At 71.8% G+C, this 14,338-nt stretch carries 11 protein-coding genes and 2 pseudogenes; 10 read left to right on the top strand and 3 right to left on the bottom strand.

Annotation, left to right across the window (positions count from 1 at the left end; all coding sequences use genetic code 11):
- From AB0M29_RS41130 to AB0M29_RS41115, 4 genes and pseudogenes are all read left to right on the top strand, one after another.
- Window positions 1–312, top strand: a pseudogene (locus AB0M29_RS41130) (hypothetical protein); the annotation flags it as partial.
- Between the two features lie 88 nt (window positions 313–400).
- Window positions 401–685 carry a DUF4244 domain-containing protein gene (locus tag AB0M29_RS41125; protein WP_365392024.1) on the top strand — a complete coding sequence of 95 codons (285 nt, stop codon included), beginning with the start codon at window positions 401–403 and terminating at the stop codon, window positions 683–685.
- Window positions 672–1,031, top strand: coding sequence for a TadE family type IV pilus minor pilin (locus AB0M29_RS41120; RefSeq protein WP_365392022.1), 360 nt, complete (start codon window positions 672–674; stop codon window positions 1,029–1,031). Before AB0M29_RS41125 ends, AB0M29_RS41120 begins: the two co-directional genes overlap by 14 nt.
- Window positions 1,028–1,351: pseudogene (locus tag AB0M29_RS41115) on the top strand (Rv3654c family TadE-like protein); the annotation flags it as partial. The gene AB0M29_RS41120 and the pseudogene AB0M29_RS41115, both read left to right, overlap by 4 nt.
- Here the strand turns inward: AB0M29_RS41115 and AB0M29_RS41110 are convergent.
- On the bottom strand, window positions 1,352–3,964 hold the full coding sequence (locus tag AB0M29_RS41110; RefSeq protein ID WP_365392020.1) for a DEAD/DEAH box helicase: 2,613 nt from the start codon (window positions 3,962–3,964) through the stop codon (window positions 1,352–1,354).
- Window positions 3,965–4,126: 162 nt separating this feature from the next.
- On the opposite strand from AB0M29_RS41110, the gene bldG reads away from it, so the two are divergent.
- The 5 genes from bldG (at window position 4,127) to AB0M29_RS41085 (ending at window position 10,181) form a co-directional block, all read left to right on the top strand.
- On the top strand, window positions 4,127–4,468 hold the full coding sequence (gene bldG / locus AB0M29_RS41105; RefSeq protein ID WP_031520166.1) for an anti-sigma factor antagonist BldG: 342 nt from the start codon (window positions 4,127–4,129) through the stop codon (window positions 4,466–4,468).
- 79 nt (window positions 4,469–4,547) lie between these two features.
- Window positions 4,548–4,958 carry an ATP-binding protein gene (locus AB0M29_RS41100; protein ID WP_365392017.1) on the top strand — a complete coding sequence of 137 codons (411 nt, stop codon included), beginning with the start codon at window positions 4,548–4,550 and terminating at the stop codon, window positions 4,956–4,958.
- A 368-nt stretch (window positions 4,959–5,326) separates the two neighbouring features.
- A complete protein-coding gene (locus AB0M29_RS41095; RefSeq protein ID WP_365392015.1) occupies window positions 5,327–7,708 on the top strand; it encodes a sodium-translocating pyrophosphatase in 2,382 nt (793 codons plus the stop codon).
- 258 nt (window positions 7,709–7,966) lie between these two features.
- Complete coding sequence (locus AB0M29_RS41090) at window positions 7,967–8,560, top strand: small secreted protein (RefSeq protein WP_365392014.1); 594 nt, start codon at window positions 7,967–7,969, stop codon at window positions 8,558–8,560.
- A 76-nt stretch (window positions 8,561–8,636) separates the two neighbouring features.
- The gene (locus AB0M29_RS41085; protein WP_365392012.1) at window positions 8,637–10,181 is read left to right on the top strand and encodes a methyltransferase; all 1,545 of its coding nucleotides are present in this window, start codon (window positions 8,637–8,639) and stop codon (window positions 10,179–10,181) included.
- A 73-nt stretch (window positions 10,182–10,254) separates the two neighbouring features.
- Here the strand turns inward: AB0M29_RS41085 and AB0M29_RS41080 are convergent, their stop codons facing one another.
- A complete protein-coding gene (locus AB0M29_RS41080) occupies window positions 10,255–10,662 on the bottom strand; it encodes a DUF2752 domain-containing protein (protein WP_365392010.1) in 408 nt (135 codons plus the stop codon).
- A gap of 25 nt (window positions 10,663–10,687) precedes the next feature.
- Window positions 10,688–11,113 carry an NINE protein gene (locus AB0M29_RS41075; protein ID WP_365392008.1) on the bottom strand — a complete coding sequence of 142 codons (426 nt, stop codon included), beginning with the start codon at window positions 11,111–11,113 and terminating at the stop codon, window positions 10,688–10,690.
- A gap of 370 nt (window positions 11,114–11,483) precedes the next feature.
- Between AB0M29_RS41075 and topA the strand changes: the two genes are divergently transcribed.
- Window positions 11,484–14,318: a type I DNA topoisomerase gene (gene topA, locus AB0M29_RS41070; RefSeq protein ID WP_365392006.1), complete on the top strand. Its 2,835-nt coding sequence runs from the start codon at window positions 11,484–11,486 to the stop codon at window positions 14,316–14,318.
- Window positions 14,319–14,338 lie beyond the last annotated feature (20 nt).

Here is a 14,338-nt window from a genome sequence, read left to right as displayed (position 1 = left end):
TCCGACCGGAGGCGCGGCGACGACCGAGCCCAGAGCTGGCTTCGGGTCGTCCGTCGGGCGGCCTCCCGAGCGTTGCGGCGGTGCCCCGCGCGGGCCCCCGCGACCGGCGCCGCGCCGGTCGCGGAGATGTCCCGGCTGGCGGCCGACCACCGCGCCAGGCGCGCCCGTGCGGCGCTCGGGCGGGCCAGACGGGCGGCGGTGCTCGCCACGGCCCCGCTGGGCCTGTGCTTTCTTCCGGCCTTCCTGCTGGTCGGCGTCGCCCCCGTGGTGATCGGCCTGGCCGGAACGGTCCTCGGCGGCCGCACCGGCTGACCGCCCGCCGCTCGCCCGGACGACGCCGACGCACCACCAGCCATGACCCAGCCATGTCCACACCCACGCATGCCTTCAGGAGGACGCGATGTTGAACCAGACGAGGACGGACCCGACCGACCCGACCGACCCGAGCGACCGGACGGGCCGTCCGGAACGGCGGGTCAGGCGCACGGCCCGGCGGCTGATGCGGCGGCAGATCCGGCGGTGCCGGGCGGCGGCGGCCGAGGCGGGGATGAGCACCGCCGAGTACGCGGTGGGCACGATCGCCGCCTGCGGGTTCGCGGCCGTGCTCTACAAGATCGTGACGAGCGGTGCGGTGCGGTCCGCGCTCACCAGCGTGATCGTGAGGGCGCTCCATGTGCCGTTCTGAGGCCCGCGACGGCGGCTATGTGACGGCCGAGACCACGATGGTGATCCCGGTGCTCGTGCTGCTGACCGCCGCGCTGATCTGGGGGCTCATGGCGGCAGCGGCGCAGGTCCGCTGTGTGGACGCGGCGCGTGCGGGGGCACGGGCGGCGGCCAGGTCCGAGACGCCGGACACCGTGCGGTGGGTGACGCGGGAGGCCGCGCCGTCCGGGGCCCGGGTGAGCGTCGTGCGCACCGGGGACCTCATCCGGGTCCGCGTCACCGTCCCCGCGCCCCGCTTCCCGATGACGCTGCGGGCCGCGGCCGTCGCTCTCGCCGAGGACGCCGTGGGCGGGGGTGGGGGGCCGTGAGGCGCGGTGGGCGGCGCGACGACCGGGGGTCGGCCACCGTGTGGTCGCTCGGGCTGGTCGCCGTGCTGTGCGCGGTCTTCGCCGCGGTGCTCCGCCTGGACCAGGCCGTCATCGCCCGCCACCGTGCGGGCGGCGCCGCGGACCTCGCGGCGCTCGCCGCCGCCGACCACGCGCTCGAGGGCCGCCCGGCCGCCTGCCGGCTCGCGGGCCGGGTCGCGGCCGCCCAGGGCGCCCGGTTGGTGAGCTGCGCGGTCTCGGGTGAGATCTCCGACGTCACCGCCGCGGTGGACGGCGCCCGGGTGCGTTCCCGCGCGGGCCCCTCACTCCCGCCCGCCGCCGGTTCCGCCGCCGGTTCCGCCCCCGGCCCCCCGCTCACCGCCGCCCGACCTGCCCCCGGCCTCTCCGGAGGCGTCGGAGCCGCCATCAGCGCCGTCGGGCCGGGGCTTGCCACCGGCGTCGGGCACCCCGGACACGCCCGACTCGCCGTCGGCGTCCCCAGCACCCGGCCCGGCGTCCGACCCGCCCCCGGCGTCCCCGGCGCCCGGCCCGGCGTCCGACCCGCCCTCGCCCGTCAGGGCTTCGCCGCCCGCGGCGAGGAGGCAGTCGAGGAGGCGGACCGCGGCGGATTTGTCGAGGGGGTCGTTGCCGTTGCCGCATTTGGGGGACTGGACGCAGGAGGGGCAGCCGAAGTCGCAGGTGCAGGCGGCGATGGCCTCGCGGGTGGCGGTGAGCCAGGAGCGGGCGGTGTGGAAGGCCCGCTCGGCGAAGCCCGCGCCGCCGGGGTGGCCGTCGTAGACGAAGACCGTGGGCAGACCGGTGTCGGCGTGCAGCGGTATGGAGACGCCGCCGATGTCCCAGCGGTCGCAGGTGGCGAAGAGCGGGAGGAGGCCGATGGAGGCGTGTTCGGCGGCGTGCAGGGCGCCGGGCAGCTCCTCGGGATGGATTCGGGCGGCGTCCAGTTGGGCGTCCGTGACGGTCCACCAGACGGCGCGGGTGCGCAGGTTGCGGGGCGGCAGGTCGAGCTTCGTCTCGCCGAGGATCTCGCCGGTGAGCAGCTTGCGACGCAGGAAGGACACCACCTGGTGGGTCACCTCCACCGAACCGAAGTGGATCCGGGCGTCGCCCCAGGGCTCCTCCAGCTCGCCGCTGAGCACGCGGACCTCGGTGGTCTCGCGGGCCATCGTGGAGTAGGGCGGGTCGGCCGGTTCGACCAGCGCCACGCCGTCCTCCAGGTCGAGCCGCCGCACCAGGTAGGAGCGCCCCTGGTGCAGGTGGACGGCGCCGTCGTGAACGGTGGCGTGGGCCGAGGAGGAGTCCACGGTGCCCAGCAGCCGCCCCGTCGCCGCCTCCACGACCTGCACCGGCCTGCCGCCCTCGCCGCGGATGTCGGTGAGGTCGGCGGCCCGCTCGCGGCGGGTCCAGTACCAGCCGCCGGTGCGCCGCCTGAGCAGTCCGCGCTGCTCCAGCTGGGTGACGAGCGAGGGCGCCTCGGGGCCGAAGAGGGCGAGGTCGTCGTCGGTCAGCGGCAGCTCGGCGGCGGCCGCGCACAGGTGCGGGGCGAGGACGTACGGGTTGTCCGGGTCGAGGACGGTGGACTCGACCGGCTGCTCGAAGATCGCCTCGGGATGGTGGACGAGATACGTGTCCAGGGGGTCGTCCCGGCCGACCATGACGGCGAGGGCGCCCTGGCCGGACCGCCCCGCGCGGCCCGCCTGCTGCCACAGGGACGCCCTGGTGCCCGGATAGCCCGCCAGCAGGACCGCGTCGAGGCCCGAGATGTCCACGCCCAGTTCCAGCGCGGAGGTGGACGCCAGGCCGAGCAGCCGGCCGGAGTGCAGGTCGCGCTCCAGGGCCCGGCGCTCCTCGGGGAGGTATCCGCCGCGGTAGGCGGCGACCCGGGCGGGCAGCGAGGCGTCCACCTCGGCGAGCCGTTCCTGGGCGATCAGGGCGACGAGTTCCGCGCCGCGCCGGGAGCGGACGAAGGCGACCGTGCGCACGCCCTGGACGACCAGGTCGGTCAGGAGCTCGGCGGCCTCGGCGGTGGCCGTGCGGCGGACCGGAGCGCCGTGCTCGCCGGAGTGCTCGGTGAAGGGCGGCTCCCACAGGGCGAAGGCCAGCTCACCGCGGGGCGAGGTGTCCTCGGTGACCTCGGCGACGGTCACCCCGGTCAGCCGGGAGGCGGCCCTGGCCGGGTCGGCGGCGGTCGCGGAGGCCAGCAGGAAGACCGGCTCGGCACCGTAGCGGGCGCACACCCGCCGCAGCCGGCGCAGCACCTGGGCGACGTGGGAGCCGAAGACGCCGCGGTAGGTGTGGCACTCGTCGATGACGACGTAGCGCAGGCTGCGCAGGAAGCTGGCCCAGCGGGCGTGGCCCGGCAGGATGCCGCGGTGGAGCATGTCCGGGTTGGTGAGCACATACGTGGCGTACTGCCGGACCCACTCGCGTTCCTCCACCGGCGTGTCCCCGTCGTAGACGGCGGGGCGGATCGCGGTGCCCAGCGGGGCGGCCAGCGCGCTCACCGAGCGGCGCTGGTCGGCTGCCAGGGCCTTGGTGGGCGCGAGGTACAGCGCGGTGGCGCCGCGGCCGTTCGGCGCCTCGGAGCCGTCCAGCAGGGCGCTGAGGACCGGGGCGAGGTAGGCCAGCGACTTGCCGGAGGCGGTTCCGGTGGAGACCACCACCGACTCGCCGCGGGCGGCGTGGCCCGCCGCGAGCGCCTGGTGTTCCCACGGACGGTCGATTCCGGCGGCGCGAATCGCGTCGGTGATCTCTTTTCTGATCTCGTCGGGCCATGATGCATGGCGGCCGACCCGCGGGGGCAGGTGCTCCGTATGGGTGATGCGTGCGGCTCGGTCTACCCCCGTGGCGAGCCGCTTCAGAGCGGTGCGGGGGGACGGGCGGCCGTGCGCCGACTGCGGAAGTTGATCCTGGGCCATCGGCACTCAGTGTGTCACCGGCGTGACGGACAATCGCAGTAAGGCGTCGTGCTGGCCCACTGCGAAGTGATTGAATGCCATCGCGGCCGCCGATCCGTCCCCTACCTTCAGGTGGGGAGGCCCCTGGGGGGCGCCGCGTCGATGCAAGGTGCTGGAGGATCCGTGGACCTGTCCCTGTCGACCCGAACCGTCGGCGATCGCACGATCGTCGAAGTCGGCGGCGAGATTGATGTGTACACCGCGCCCAAGCTGCGTGAGCAGCTGGTGGAGCTTGTGAACGACGGGAGTTACCACCTGGTCGTGGACATGGAGGGAGTGGACTTCCTCGACTCCACCGGCCTGGGTGTGCTCGTCGGCGGGCTGAAGCGGGTGCGCGCGCATGAAGGATCGCTGCGTCTGGTGTGCAACCAGGAGCGCATCCTCAAGATTTTCCGTATCACCGGTCTGACCAAGGTGTTCCCGATTCACACCTCGGTCGACGAGGCTGTCGCGGCGACCGACTGACTTCCGCAGCGGCGGGGCACCGGACGGGTTCGCCGTCCGGGCCCCCGCGATGCCCACCCATAGGACCGAGGGGGAGGCCATGCCCACCGTAGAACTGCTCTTCAGCGCCCAGCCGGAGCATGTGCGCACAGCACGGCTCGTAGCGGCGGCGGTGGCGCGCCGGGCAGGTGTGGACGAGGCCGTTCTCGACGAGGTGCGGCTCGCGGTAGGCGAGGCGTGCAGCCGCGCCGTGGGCCTGCACCGCAGCAACGGCGTCGAGGCGCCGGTGCGCGTGCGGCTGATCGAGGAGGAGAAGAAGTTCGCCATCGAGGTCACCGACGAGGTGCCCAGCAGCGCCAGCGGCTCCGCGCCGGACGCCGCGGGCGACGACGCCGGTGACGAGGGCGAGATGGGCCTCGCGGTGATCAGCGGCCTGGTCGACGACGTCGACGTCACCGAGACCGCCACCGGCGGAGTGATCCGCATGAGCTGGCCGGTCGTCACCCCGTAGCGTCGGCCGGCGCCCCGTCAGGGGCCGGCCCTCACCCGAACGGGCTCGCCATGAGCCGGGTGGTCGGCCACGCCCGGCAGCACCCGCCTGTCGCCGCCCCGGCGTAGCCGCGCCCGCCCCCGCGGCCACCCTGCCGCCACCCCGCGTAGACGATCTGTCCGTCACGCGTCCTCACCCTTCCGGCCCAGTTCAGCGGGGTCGTCCCGAGCCGATTCCGGCAATCGCGGATATCTTTTTCCTGGCGGGCACCCTTTTTTGATCAGCTTTGGCTCCCTACAATCCGTCCATCTTGCTCAGCTCGCCTGAGCGTCGCGGCTTGTCGAGCCGTAGAAGCCGCACGCCCATGCGCCAAACGTCAAGGAGGACGAATGGCGGGGCTACTTACCCCTCACACGCTTGCTGCGACCCCGGTACTGACCGACGGAAATCGCACCCTCGTGTTGATCATCGCGGTGGTCGCACTGGCCGCACTGGCGCTCGCCGCGGTGTTGGTACGTCAAGTGCTCGCAGCGGACGAGGGCACCGACAGCATGAAGAAGATCGCGGCTGCCGTGCAGGAAGGCGCCAACGCCTACCTCGCACGGCAGTTCCGTACTCTGGGGATCTTCGCCGTGGTGGCGTTCTTCCTGCTCATGCTGCTGCCGTCGGACACCACTTCGCAGCGAATCGGCAGGTCGATCTTCTTTCTGGTCGGCGCCGTCTTCTCGGCGGTCACCGGGTATATCGGAATGTGGCTGGCGGTCCGCAGTAATGTGCGGGTCGCCGCGGCGGCGCGATCGGCGACTCCGGCGCCGGGAGAACCGCCGGCGGATCTCACCGACGTATCGCACCGCGCAATGAAGATCGCATTCAGGACCGGCGGTGTGGTCGGCATGTTCACCGTCGGCCTCGGTCTGCTGGGCGCCTCGGTGGTCGTGCTGATCTACAAGGCCGACGCGCCCAAGGTCCTGGAGGGATTCGGTTTCGGCGCGGCGCTGCTGGCGATGTTCATGCGTGTCGGCGGCGGCATCTTCACCAAGGCGGCCGACGTCGGCGCCGACCTGGTCGGCAAGGTCGAGCAGGGCATCCCCGAGGACGACCCGCGCAACGCCGCGACCATCGCGGACAACGTGGGCGACAACGTCGGCGACTGCGCGGGCATGGCGGCGGACCTCTTCGAGTCGTACGCCGTCACGCTGGTCGCCGCGCTGATCCTCGGCAAGGTGACCTTCGGCGACTCCGGCCTGGCCTTCCCCCTCCTCATCCCGGCGATCGGCGTGCTCACCGCCATGGTCGGCATCTTCGCGGTGGCCCCCCGCCGCGCCGACCGCAGCGGTATGACCGCCATCAACCGCGGGTTCTTCATCTCCGCGGTGATCTCCCTGGTGGGCGTGGCCATCGCCGTCTACGCCTATCTGCCCTCCTCCTACGCCGACCTCAAGGGCGTCGACAGCGACATCTCCAGCCACCCCGGCGACCCGCGGGTGCTGGCCATGGTGGCCGTCGCCATCGGCATCGTGCTGGCCGCGGTGATCCAGCAGCTCACCGGCTACTTCACCGAGACCAGCAGGCGCCCGGTCAGCGACATCGGCAAGACGTCCCTGACCGGCCCGGCGACCGTCATCCTGGCCGGTATCTCGCTCGGCCTGGAGTCCGCGGTCTACTCGGCGGTGCTGATCGCCCTGGCGGTCTACGGCGCCTTCCTGCTCGGCGGCACCTCGGTCTTCCTGGCCCTGTTCGCCGTCGCGCTGGCGGGCACCGGCCTGCTGACCACCGTCGGTGTGATCGTCGCCATGGACACCTTCGGCCCGGTCTCGGACAACGCCCAGGGCATCGCCGAGATGTCCGGCGACGTCCACGGCGAGGGCGCCCAGGTGCTCACCGACCTCGACGCCGTCGGCAACACCACCAAGGCGATCACCAAGGGCATCGCCATCGCCACCGCGGTCCTGGCCGCAACAGCGCTCTTCGGCTCCTTCAAGGAAGCCATCGACACGGCCGTCGCCAAGGCCCATCCAGGGCCCTCCGACGCCCGCTGGCTCTCGCTCGACATCTCCCAGCCCAACAACCTGGTCGGGCTGCTGCTCGGCGCGGCCGTCGTCTTCCTCTTCTCCGGCCTCGCCATCAACGCCGTCTCGCGCTCCGCGGGCGCGGTGGTCTACGAGGTGCGACGGCAGTTCCGTGAGCATCCGGGGATCATGGACGGCACCGAACTGCCCGAGTACGGGCGGGTCGTCGACATCTGCACCAAGGACGCGCTGCGCGAACTGGCCACGCCCGGCCTGCTCGCGGTCCTCGCGCCCGTGGCGGTCGGCTTCTCGCTCGGCGTCGGCTCGCTCGCCTCGTACCTGGCGGGCGCGATCGGCGCCGGCACCCTGATGGCGGTGTTCCTGGCCAACTCCGGCGGCGCCTGGGACAACGCCAAGAAGCTCGTCGAGGACGGCCATCACGGCGGCAAGGGCAGTGAGGCCCATGCCGCGACCGTCATCGGCGACACCGTGGGAGACCCGTTCAAGGACACCGCGGGCCCCGCGATCAACCCGCTGCTGAAGGTGATGAACCTGGTGGCGCTGCTGATCGCCCCCGCGGTGGTCAAGTTCAGCTACGGCGTCGACGCCAACCTCGGCGTGCGGATCGCCGTGGCCATCGTGGCGATCGCCGTCATCGTCGGGGCGGTGTACGTCTCCAAGAGGCGCGGCATCGCCATGGAGAGTGACGGCGAGGACGGCGACGCGGGCCAGCGGCGCACCGACCCGGCCGCCGTGGCCTGACATCGGAGATGCGACCGTCAGGTACCGACCGTCAGGTCCTGACAGCGGGATCCTGACGGGCAGTCCGCAGGACAGTGCGTCATGAGGGCGGTGGGCGGCCGGTTCTGACCGGCCGTCCACCGCCTTTTCATGGATCCGTACGAGGTATGCGTACGAGGCATCCGTACGATGGTGCGAATGGCTTGAATACCGGACGAATCCTCCCTTGGATTCACGGTGCACCCCCCTGTGGCGTGTAAGTTCGCGGGCCGTAAAGCCATGGAAGGGACCGATCCGGTGAAGCTGAACAAGAAGTTCTTGGCCGCGCTGTCCGGTGCGGCGCTGCTCCTGACGCTGGCGGGATGCAGCGACGACTCCAACAAGAAGCTGGACAACTGGGCGCAGGGCGTCTGCGACCAGGCCGCCGCGCAGACCAAGAAGATCAATGACGCGAACACCGCGATCACCCAGGTCAACGGCAACGGCAAGCCGCAGGACGTGAAGTCCGCCGACTCCGCCGCCTTCCAGTCGATCTCCGAGGCGTACAAGTCCCTCGCCGACATCGTGAGCAAGGCGGGCGCCCCGCCGGTCGACGACGGCGCGAAGATCCAGCAGGACGCGGTCTCCGACCTCAACGGGCTGTCCACCGAGTACGCGACGCTGAAGAAGCAGGTCGACGGGCTCGACACCAGCGACCAGGGCAAGTTCGCCGACGGCCTCAAGGGCGTCTCCGACTCGCTGGCCAAGGTCAGCAAGAACGGTGAGCAGGCGCTCGACACGCTCCGGCAGGGCGATGTGGGCAAGGCGATGGCCAAGCAGCCCGGCTGCAAGCAGGCGTCCTCCTCGCCGTCCGCCTCCCCGGCCGCGAGCTAGCGGCGGGCCCGGGCGCGGGCGCCGCGATGCCTGTCCGGCCGCACGGAGGGCGCCGGGCGGCGGCGATTCCGGGACAATGGCGGGTGTGAGTACGCCCCCTCTCCCCGCCCCCGGCAGTACCCCGTCCCTGCGTGACGACCTGCGTGCGGCGGCCTTCACCGCCGACGGCTGCCTCGACCTCCTCGGGGCGGCCGCGTATGCGGCGCTGTCCCGGGCCGAGACCGTCCCCGCGCTGCGCGCCACCCGGGGCGGCAGCCCCCTGGAGAGCCTGGTGCGGCTCTTCCTGCTCCAGCGCCCCGTCTCCTACGAGCGGGCCCGCGCCGCCCTGCCCCGGTTCGACGCCTACGAGGCCGAGGGCTGGCTGCTGCGGGACGGCGACGACGTCCGTGCCACCGTGGACATCCGGCCGTACGCGGGCGCCGACGGCGCCGACTGGTGGATCGTCTCGGACCTCGGCTGCGCGGTCGGCGGCGCGGGCGGCATCGGCGGCGGCACGGCGGGCGTGCCCGGGGTTCCCGGGGTGGACCGGGCCGATCTGGTGCTCGGCGTCGGCGGCGCGTCCACCACGCTGGCCGGGCTGACCGTACGCGAACCGGTCGGCAGCGCGCTCGACCTCGGCACCGGCTCCGGCATCCAGGCGCTGCACCTCTCCCAGCACGCCACCCGGGTCACCGCGACCGACGTCAACGCGCGCGCCCTGCACTTCGCCCGGCTGACCCTCGCGCTGTCCGGCGCCCGCGAGCCCGATCTGCGGCAGGGCAGCCTCTACGAGCCGGTCGGCGAGGACCGCTACGACCTGATCGTCTCCAACCCGCCGTTCGTGATCTCCCCGCAGGGGCGCTTCACCTACCGAGACGGCGGAATGGCCGGCGACGAGCTGTGCCGCACCCTGGTGCAGCAGTCCACCGACCATCTCAACGACGGCGGCCTGTGCCAACTGCTGGCCAACTGGCAGCACATCGAGGGGCAGGACTGGCGCGAACGCCTGGCCTCCTGGGTGCCGCGCGGCTGCGACGCCTGGATCGTGCAGCGCGAGGTCCAGGACGTCACCCAATACGCCGAACTCTGGCTGCGCGACGGCGGCGACCACCGCACAGATCCGGCCACTTATGCGGCGCGCTACGACGCCTGGCTGGACGAGTTCGAACAGCGCAAGGTCAACGGGATCGGCTTCGGCTGGATCACCCTGCGAAAGACCGGCGCGGAGCATCCCGTCATCACCGTGGAGGAGTGGCCGCACCCGGTCGAGCAGCCGCTCGGGCCGCACATCGCCGGGTGGTTCGCCCGCCAGGACTTCCTGCGCTCCCACGACGACGCGGCGCTGCTCAGCGCCCGTTTCTCGCTCGCCGACGAGGTGGTGCAGGAACAGGTCGGACTGCCGGGCGCCGAGGACCCCGAGCACGTGGTGCTGCGCGCGGCGCGCGGCATGCGGCGCGCCACCAAGGTCGACACCGTGGGTGCCGGATTCGCGGGCGTCTGCGACGGCAGCCTCACCGCGGGGCGCATCGTCGACGCGATCGCCCAGCTCCTGGGCGAGGACCCGGTGGTGCTGCGGGACCGTACCCCCGAGTCGATCCGGCTCCTGGTGGAGCAGGGATTCCTCGACCCGGTGCGGCCGTAGCGCCGCGCCCTGTCCTGAACAGTGCTTCGCACACCGTTCTGAATACCGTTCTGAACAGTGTTCAGAACGGTATTCAGAACACGTTGCGCACGATCGCCCATGTCACGGCGACGCCCAGGACGGCGTACTGCGCACGCGGGTTCAGCACCGGACGCCAGCGGCGGCCGCGCAGCCCCTCGACCAGCCAGCGGCCGGCCATCCACAGGCCGAAGGGCAGGGCCAGCATCAGGACGGCGTTGTCGTGGAAGGCCCGCACCGGATCGCGGTGCATCAGGTCGTAGACGAGCCGGGTGCCGCCGCAGGCCGGGCAGAGCAGACCAGTGGTCCAGTTGAACGGGCAGCGCGGCAGCCAGTGGCCCGACTGGTGCGGGTCGGTGCCGTACAGATAGACGGCGGCGCCCAGCCCGGCGGTGAAGGTGGCCAGCGGGGCCACGGCCGGGTGGTGGCGCAGCCCGCCCGGCCGGCGCGCCCCTGAAGGCACGCCGACCGGACGGTGACGGAGTCCGTCAGCCACGCAGGACACGCCCCTGGGCGTCGGTCTGGTCACTGCCCGCCAGCAGCATGATGCCGTCGATCAGCGCCCAGATGCCGCAGCCGCCGCAGGTGAACAGCTGGCCGAGGGCCATGCCGGTGTGGCCGGTGTAGAAGCGGCCGACGCCGAAGCCGCCGAGGAAGAGCTGCAGCACTCCCGCGACGACCTTCGACTTGTCCGAATACGGTCGGCCCATCGGGTCGTACCCGTAGGGCGCGGCCGGGTCCCCGGTGTACGTTCCGGGAGCGGCGGGGTAACCCTGCTGCGGGTAGCCGTACCCGGGCTGCTGCCCGCCCTGCGGATAGCCGTATCCGGGCTGTCCTCCCTGCGGGTATCCGTAGCCCGGCTGCTCCGGCTGCTGCCCGTACGGGTTCTGGCCGTACGGATTCTGGTCGGACATGCTCGTCCCCCTGCGTGGTGCGTCTGCGGTTGTCTGGCGGACATCCTTGCAGCCGTACCCCCGCCGCGTCCCGCCCCGGTCGGCCCCTGAACGCCCGCCGCGCGGTCCGACCGGATTCTGGCAGGTGTGACAGATCTGACCCGCGGCGCCCGGCACCGGTCTGACATGCGTGAAAGCCCGCTCCCGGCCGCCGGGGAGTGCTTCCGCGCGCCGCCGGGAAAAGGACGGCGGGAGCGGTCCGTGCGGCAGACAGACCGGTTGTCGGGTTACCGTTCCAGTGGCGTTGTGGCCTTTTCCCGTTTGACACACGACCGGGAGGTACGGTCACACTCCGCAGCGACACACCTTCGACCTGGAGAGAAGAGCGACGTTGTCCCCGACCCGCGAGACCGCACAGGGCGGCCGCCGACTCGTCATTGTCGAGTCGCCTGCCAAGGCGAAAACGATCAAGGGCTATCTGGGCCCTGGATACGTCGTCGAGGCCAGCGTCGGGCACATCCGCGACCTCCCCAACGGGGCCGCCGAAGTGCCGGCGGAGTACAAGGGCCAGCCGTGGGCACGGCTCGGCGTCAATGTGGACAGCGACTTCCAGCCGATCTACGTCGTCAACGCCGATAAGAAGGCACAGGTCAAGAAGCTCAAGGACCTCCTCAAGGAGTCCGACGAACTCTTCCTCGCCACCGATGAGGACCGCGAGGGCGAGGCCATCGCCTGGCATTTGCAGGAAATCCTCAAGCCCAAGGTGCCCGTCCACCGCATGGTGTTCCACGAGATCACCAAGGACGCCATCCAGGAAGCCGTCAACAATCCGCGGGAGCTGAACCAGCGTCTCGTCGACGCGCAGGAGACCCGCCGCATCCTCGACCGCCTCTACGGCTACGAGGTCTCGCCCGTGCTGTGGAAGAAGGTCATGCCGCGGCTGTCGGCGGGCCGCGTGCAGTCCGTGGCGACCCGGCTGGTCGTCGAGCGTGAGCGGGAGCGGATGGCCTTCCGCTCCGCCGAGTACTGGGACCTGATCGGCACCTTCTCCACCGGCCGCGCCGGTGACGCCTCCGACCCCTCGACCCTCAACGCGCGGCTGACGACCGTCGACGGCCGCCGGGTCGCGCAGGGCCGCGACTTCGACGCGTCCACCGGCCAGCTCAAGTCCGGCGCGCAGGTGCTGCAGCTCGACGAGACCGCCGCCCGCGCCCTCGCCGCGGCGCTGGCCGAGACGAACTTCGCGGTACGCAGCGTCGAGTCCAAGCCGTACCGCCGCTCGCCGTACGCGCCGTTCCGCACCACCACGCTCCAGCAGGAGGCGTCGCGCAAGCTCGGCTTCGGCGCGAAGGCCACCATGCAGGTCGCCCAGAAGCTGTACGAGAACGGCTTCATCACCTATATGCGTACGGACTCCACCACGCTGTCGGAGACCGCGATCCGGGCCGCCCGCGCCCAGGTCACCCAGCTCTACGGCGCCGACTACCTGCCGGAGAAGCCCCGGGTCTACGCGGCCAAGGTCAAGAACGCGCAGGAGGCGCACGAGGCGATCCGCCCGTCCGGCGACCGCTTCCGCACGCCCGCCGAGACCGGTCTGACCGGCGACCAGTTCCGGCTCTACGAACTGATCTGGATGCGGACCGTCGCGTCGCAGATGAAGGACGCCGTCGGCCAGTCCGTGACCGTGAAGGTCGGCGGCCGGTCCGCCGACGGCCGCGACGCCGAGTTCTCCGCCAGCGGCAAGATCATCACCTTCCACGGCTTCCTCAAGGCGTACGTGGAAGGCGCGGACGACCCCAACGCCGAGCTGGACGACCGCGAGCGGCGGCTGCCGCAGGTCACCGAGGGCGACGCGCTGACCGCCGACGAGATCACCGCCGACGGGCACGCGACCAAGCCCCCGGCCCGCTACACCGAGGCCAGCCTGGTCAAGGAGCTGGAGGAGCGGGAGATCGGCCGCCCCTCCACCTACGCCACGATCCTGGGCACCATCCTCGACCGCGGCTACGTGTTCAAGAAGGGCACGGCACTCGTGCCGACCTTCCTGTCCTTCGCCGTCGTCAACCTGCTGGAGAAGCACTTCGGCAGGCTCGTCGACTACGACTTCACCGCCTCCATGGAGGACGACCTCGACCGCATCGCCCGCGGCGAGGCCCAGGCCGTGCCGTGGCTGCGCCGCTTCTACTTCGGCTCCGAAACCGCCACCGGCTCCGGGTCCGGCGAGCGCACCGCCTCCGCCGCCGACGCGGGGAACGGCGACGGCGACCACCTCGGCGGCCTCAAGGAACTGGTCGAGGACCTGGGCGCGATCGACGCCCGGGAGATCTCGTCCTTCCCGGTCGGCGAGGGCATCATGCTGCGCGTCGGCCGCTACGGCCCGTACATCGAGCGCGGCGAGAAGGGCGCGGAGGACCACCAGCGCGCCGACGTGCCCGAGGAGATGCCGCCGGACGAGCTGAGCGTGGCATACGCCGAGGAGCTGTTCGCCAAGCCCAGCGGTGACTTCGAGCTGGGCACCGACCCCTCCACGGGGCGCCCGATCGTCGCCAAGGACGGCCGCTACGGCCCGTACGTCACCGAGGTGCTGCCCGAGGACACCCCGAAGACCGGCAAGAACGCGATCAAGCCGCGTACCGCCTCGCTCTTCAAGAGCATGTCGCTCGACACGGTCACCCTCGCCGACGCCCTCAAGCTGATGTCCCTGCCGAGGGTCGTCGGCGCCGACGCCGAAGGTGTCGAGATCACCGCGCAGAACGGCCGCTACGGCCCGTACCTCAAGAAGGGTACGGACTCGCGCTCGCTGGAGACCGAGGACCAGCTCTTCTCGATCACCCTCGACGAGGCCCTGGCGATCTACGCGCAGCCCAAGCAGCGTGGCCGCGCCGCCGCCAAGCCGCCGCTCAAGGAACTGGGCAACGACCCCGTCAGCGAGCGGCCCGTCGTCGTCAAGGACGGCCGCTTCGGTCCCTACGTCACCGACGGCGAGACCAACGCCACCCTCCGGCGCGACGACGACGTCGAGACGATCACTCCTGAGCGGGGGTACGAGCTCCTCGCGGAGAAGCGGGCGAAGGGGCCGGTGAAGAAGGCTGCCGCCAAGAAGGCGCCCGCCAAGAAGGCGACTGCGTCGGCGGCCAAGAAGACGACTGCGGCCAAGAAGACCGCGGCGAAGAAGGCTCCCGCCAAGAAGGCGGCCACCAAGAAGGCCAGCTCCTCCGCGGAGTAAGGGTTCGCCCCGTCAGGGGC

Origin of the sequence: Streptomyces sp. NPDC051976 (assembly GCF_040680795.1) — a bacterium.
Lineage (GTDB): Bacteria > Actinomycetota > Actinomycetes > Streptomycetales > Streptomycetaceae > Actinacidiphila.
The sequence above is the reverse complement of the archived record's forward strand: the minus strand, read 5'-3'. Positions and strand labels throughout refer to the sequence as shown.

Coding starts and splice junctions, on each gene's coding strand:
- AB0M29_RS41095 (WP_365392015.1), top strand. CDS start 5,327: ATGGCGGGGCTACTTACCCCTCACACGCTTGCTGCGACCCCGGTACTG.
- AB0M29_RS41120 (WP_365392022.1), top strand. CDS start 672: ATGTGCCGTTCTGAGGCCCGCGACGGCGGCTATGTGACGGCCGAGACC.
- AB0M29_RS41075 (WP_365392008.1), bottom strand. CDS start 11,113: ATGTCCGACCAGAATCCGTACGGCCAGAACCCGTACGGGCAGCAGCCG.
- AB0M29_RS41090 (WP_365392014.1), top strand. CDS start 7,967: ATGGAAGGGACCGATCCGGTGAAGCTGAACAAGAAGTTCTTGGCCGCG.
- AB0M29_RS41085 (WP_365392012.1), top strand. CDS start 8,637: ATGGCGGGTGTGAGTACGCCCCCTCTCCCCGCCCCCGGCAGTACCCCG.
- AB0M29_RS41110 (WP_365392020.1), bottom strand. CDS start 3,964: ATGGCCCAGGATCAACTTCCGCAGTCGGCGCACGGCCGCCCGTCCCCC.
- AB0M29_RS41125 (WP_365392024.1), top strand. CDS start 401: ATGTTGAACCAGACGAGGACGGACCCGACCGACCCGACCGACCCGAGC.
- AB0M29_RS41100 (WP_365392017.1), top strand. CDS start 4,548: ATGCCCACCGTAGAACTGCTCTTCAGCGCCCAGCCGGAGCATGTGCGC.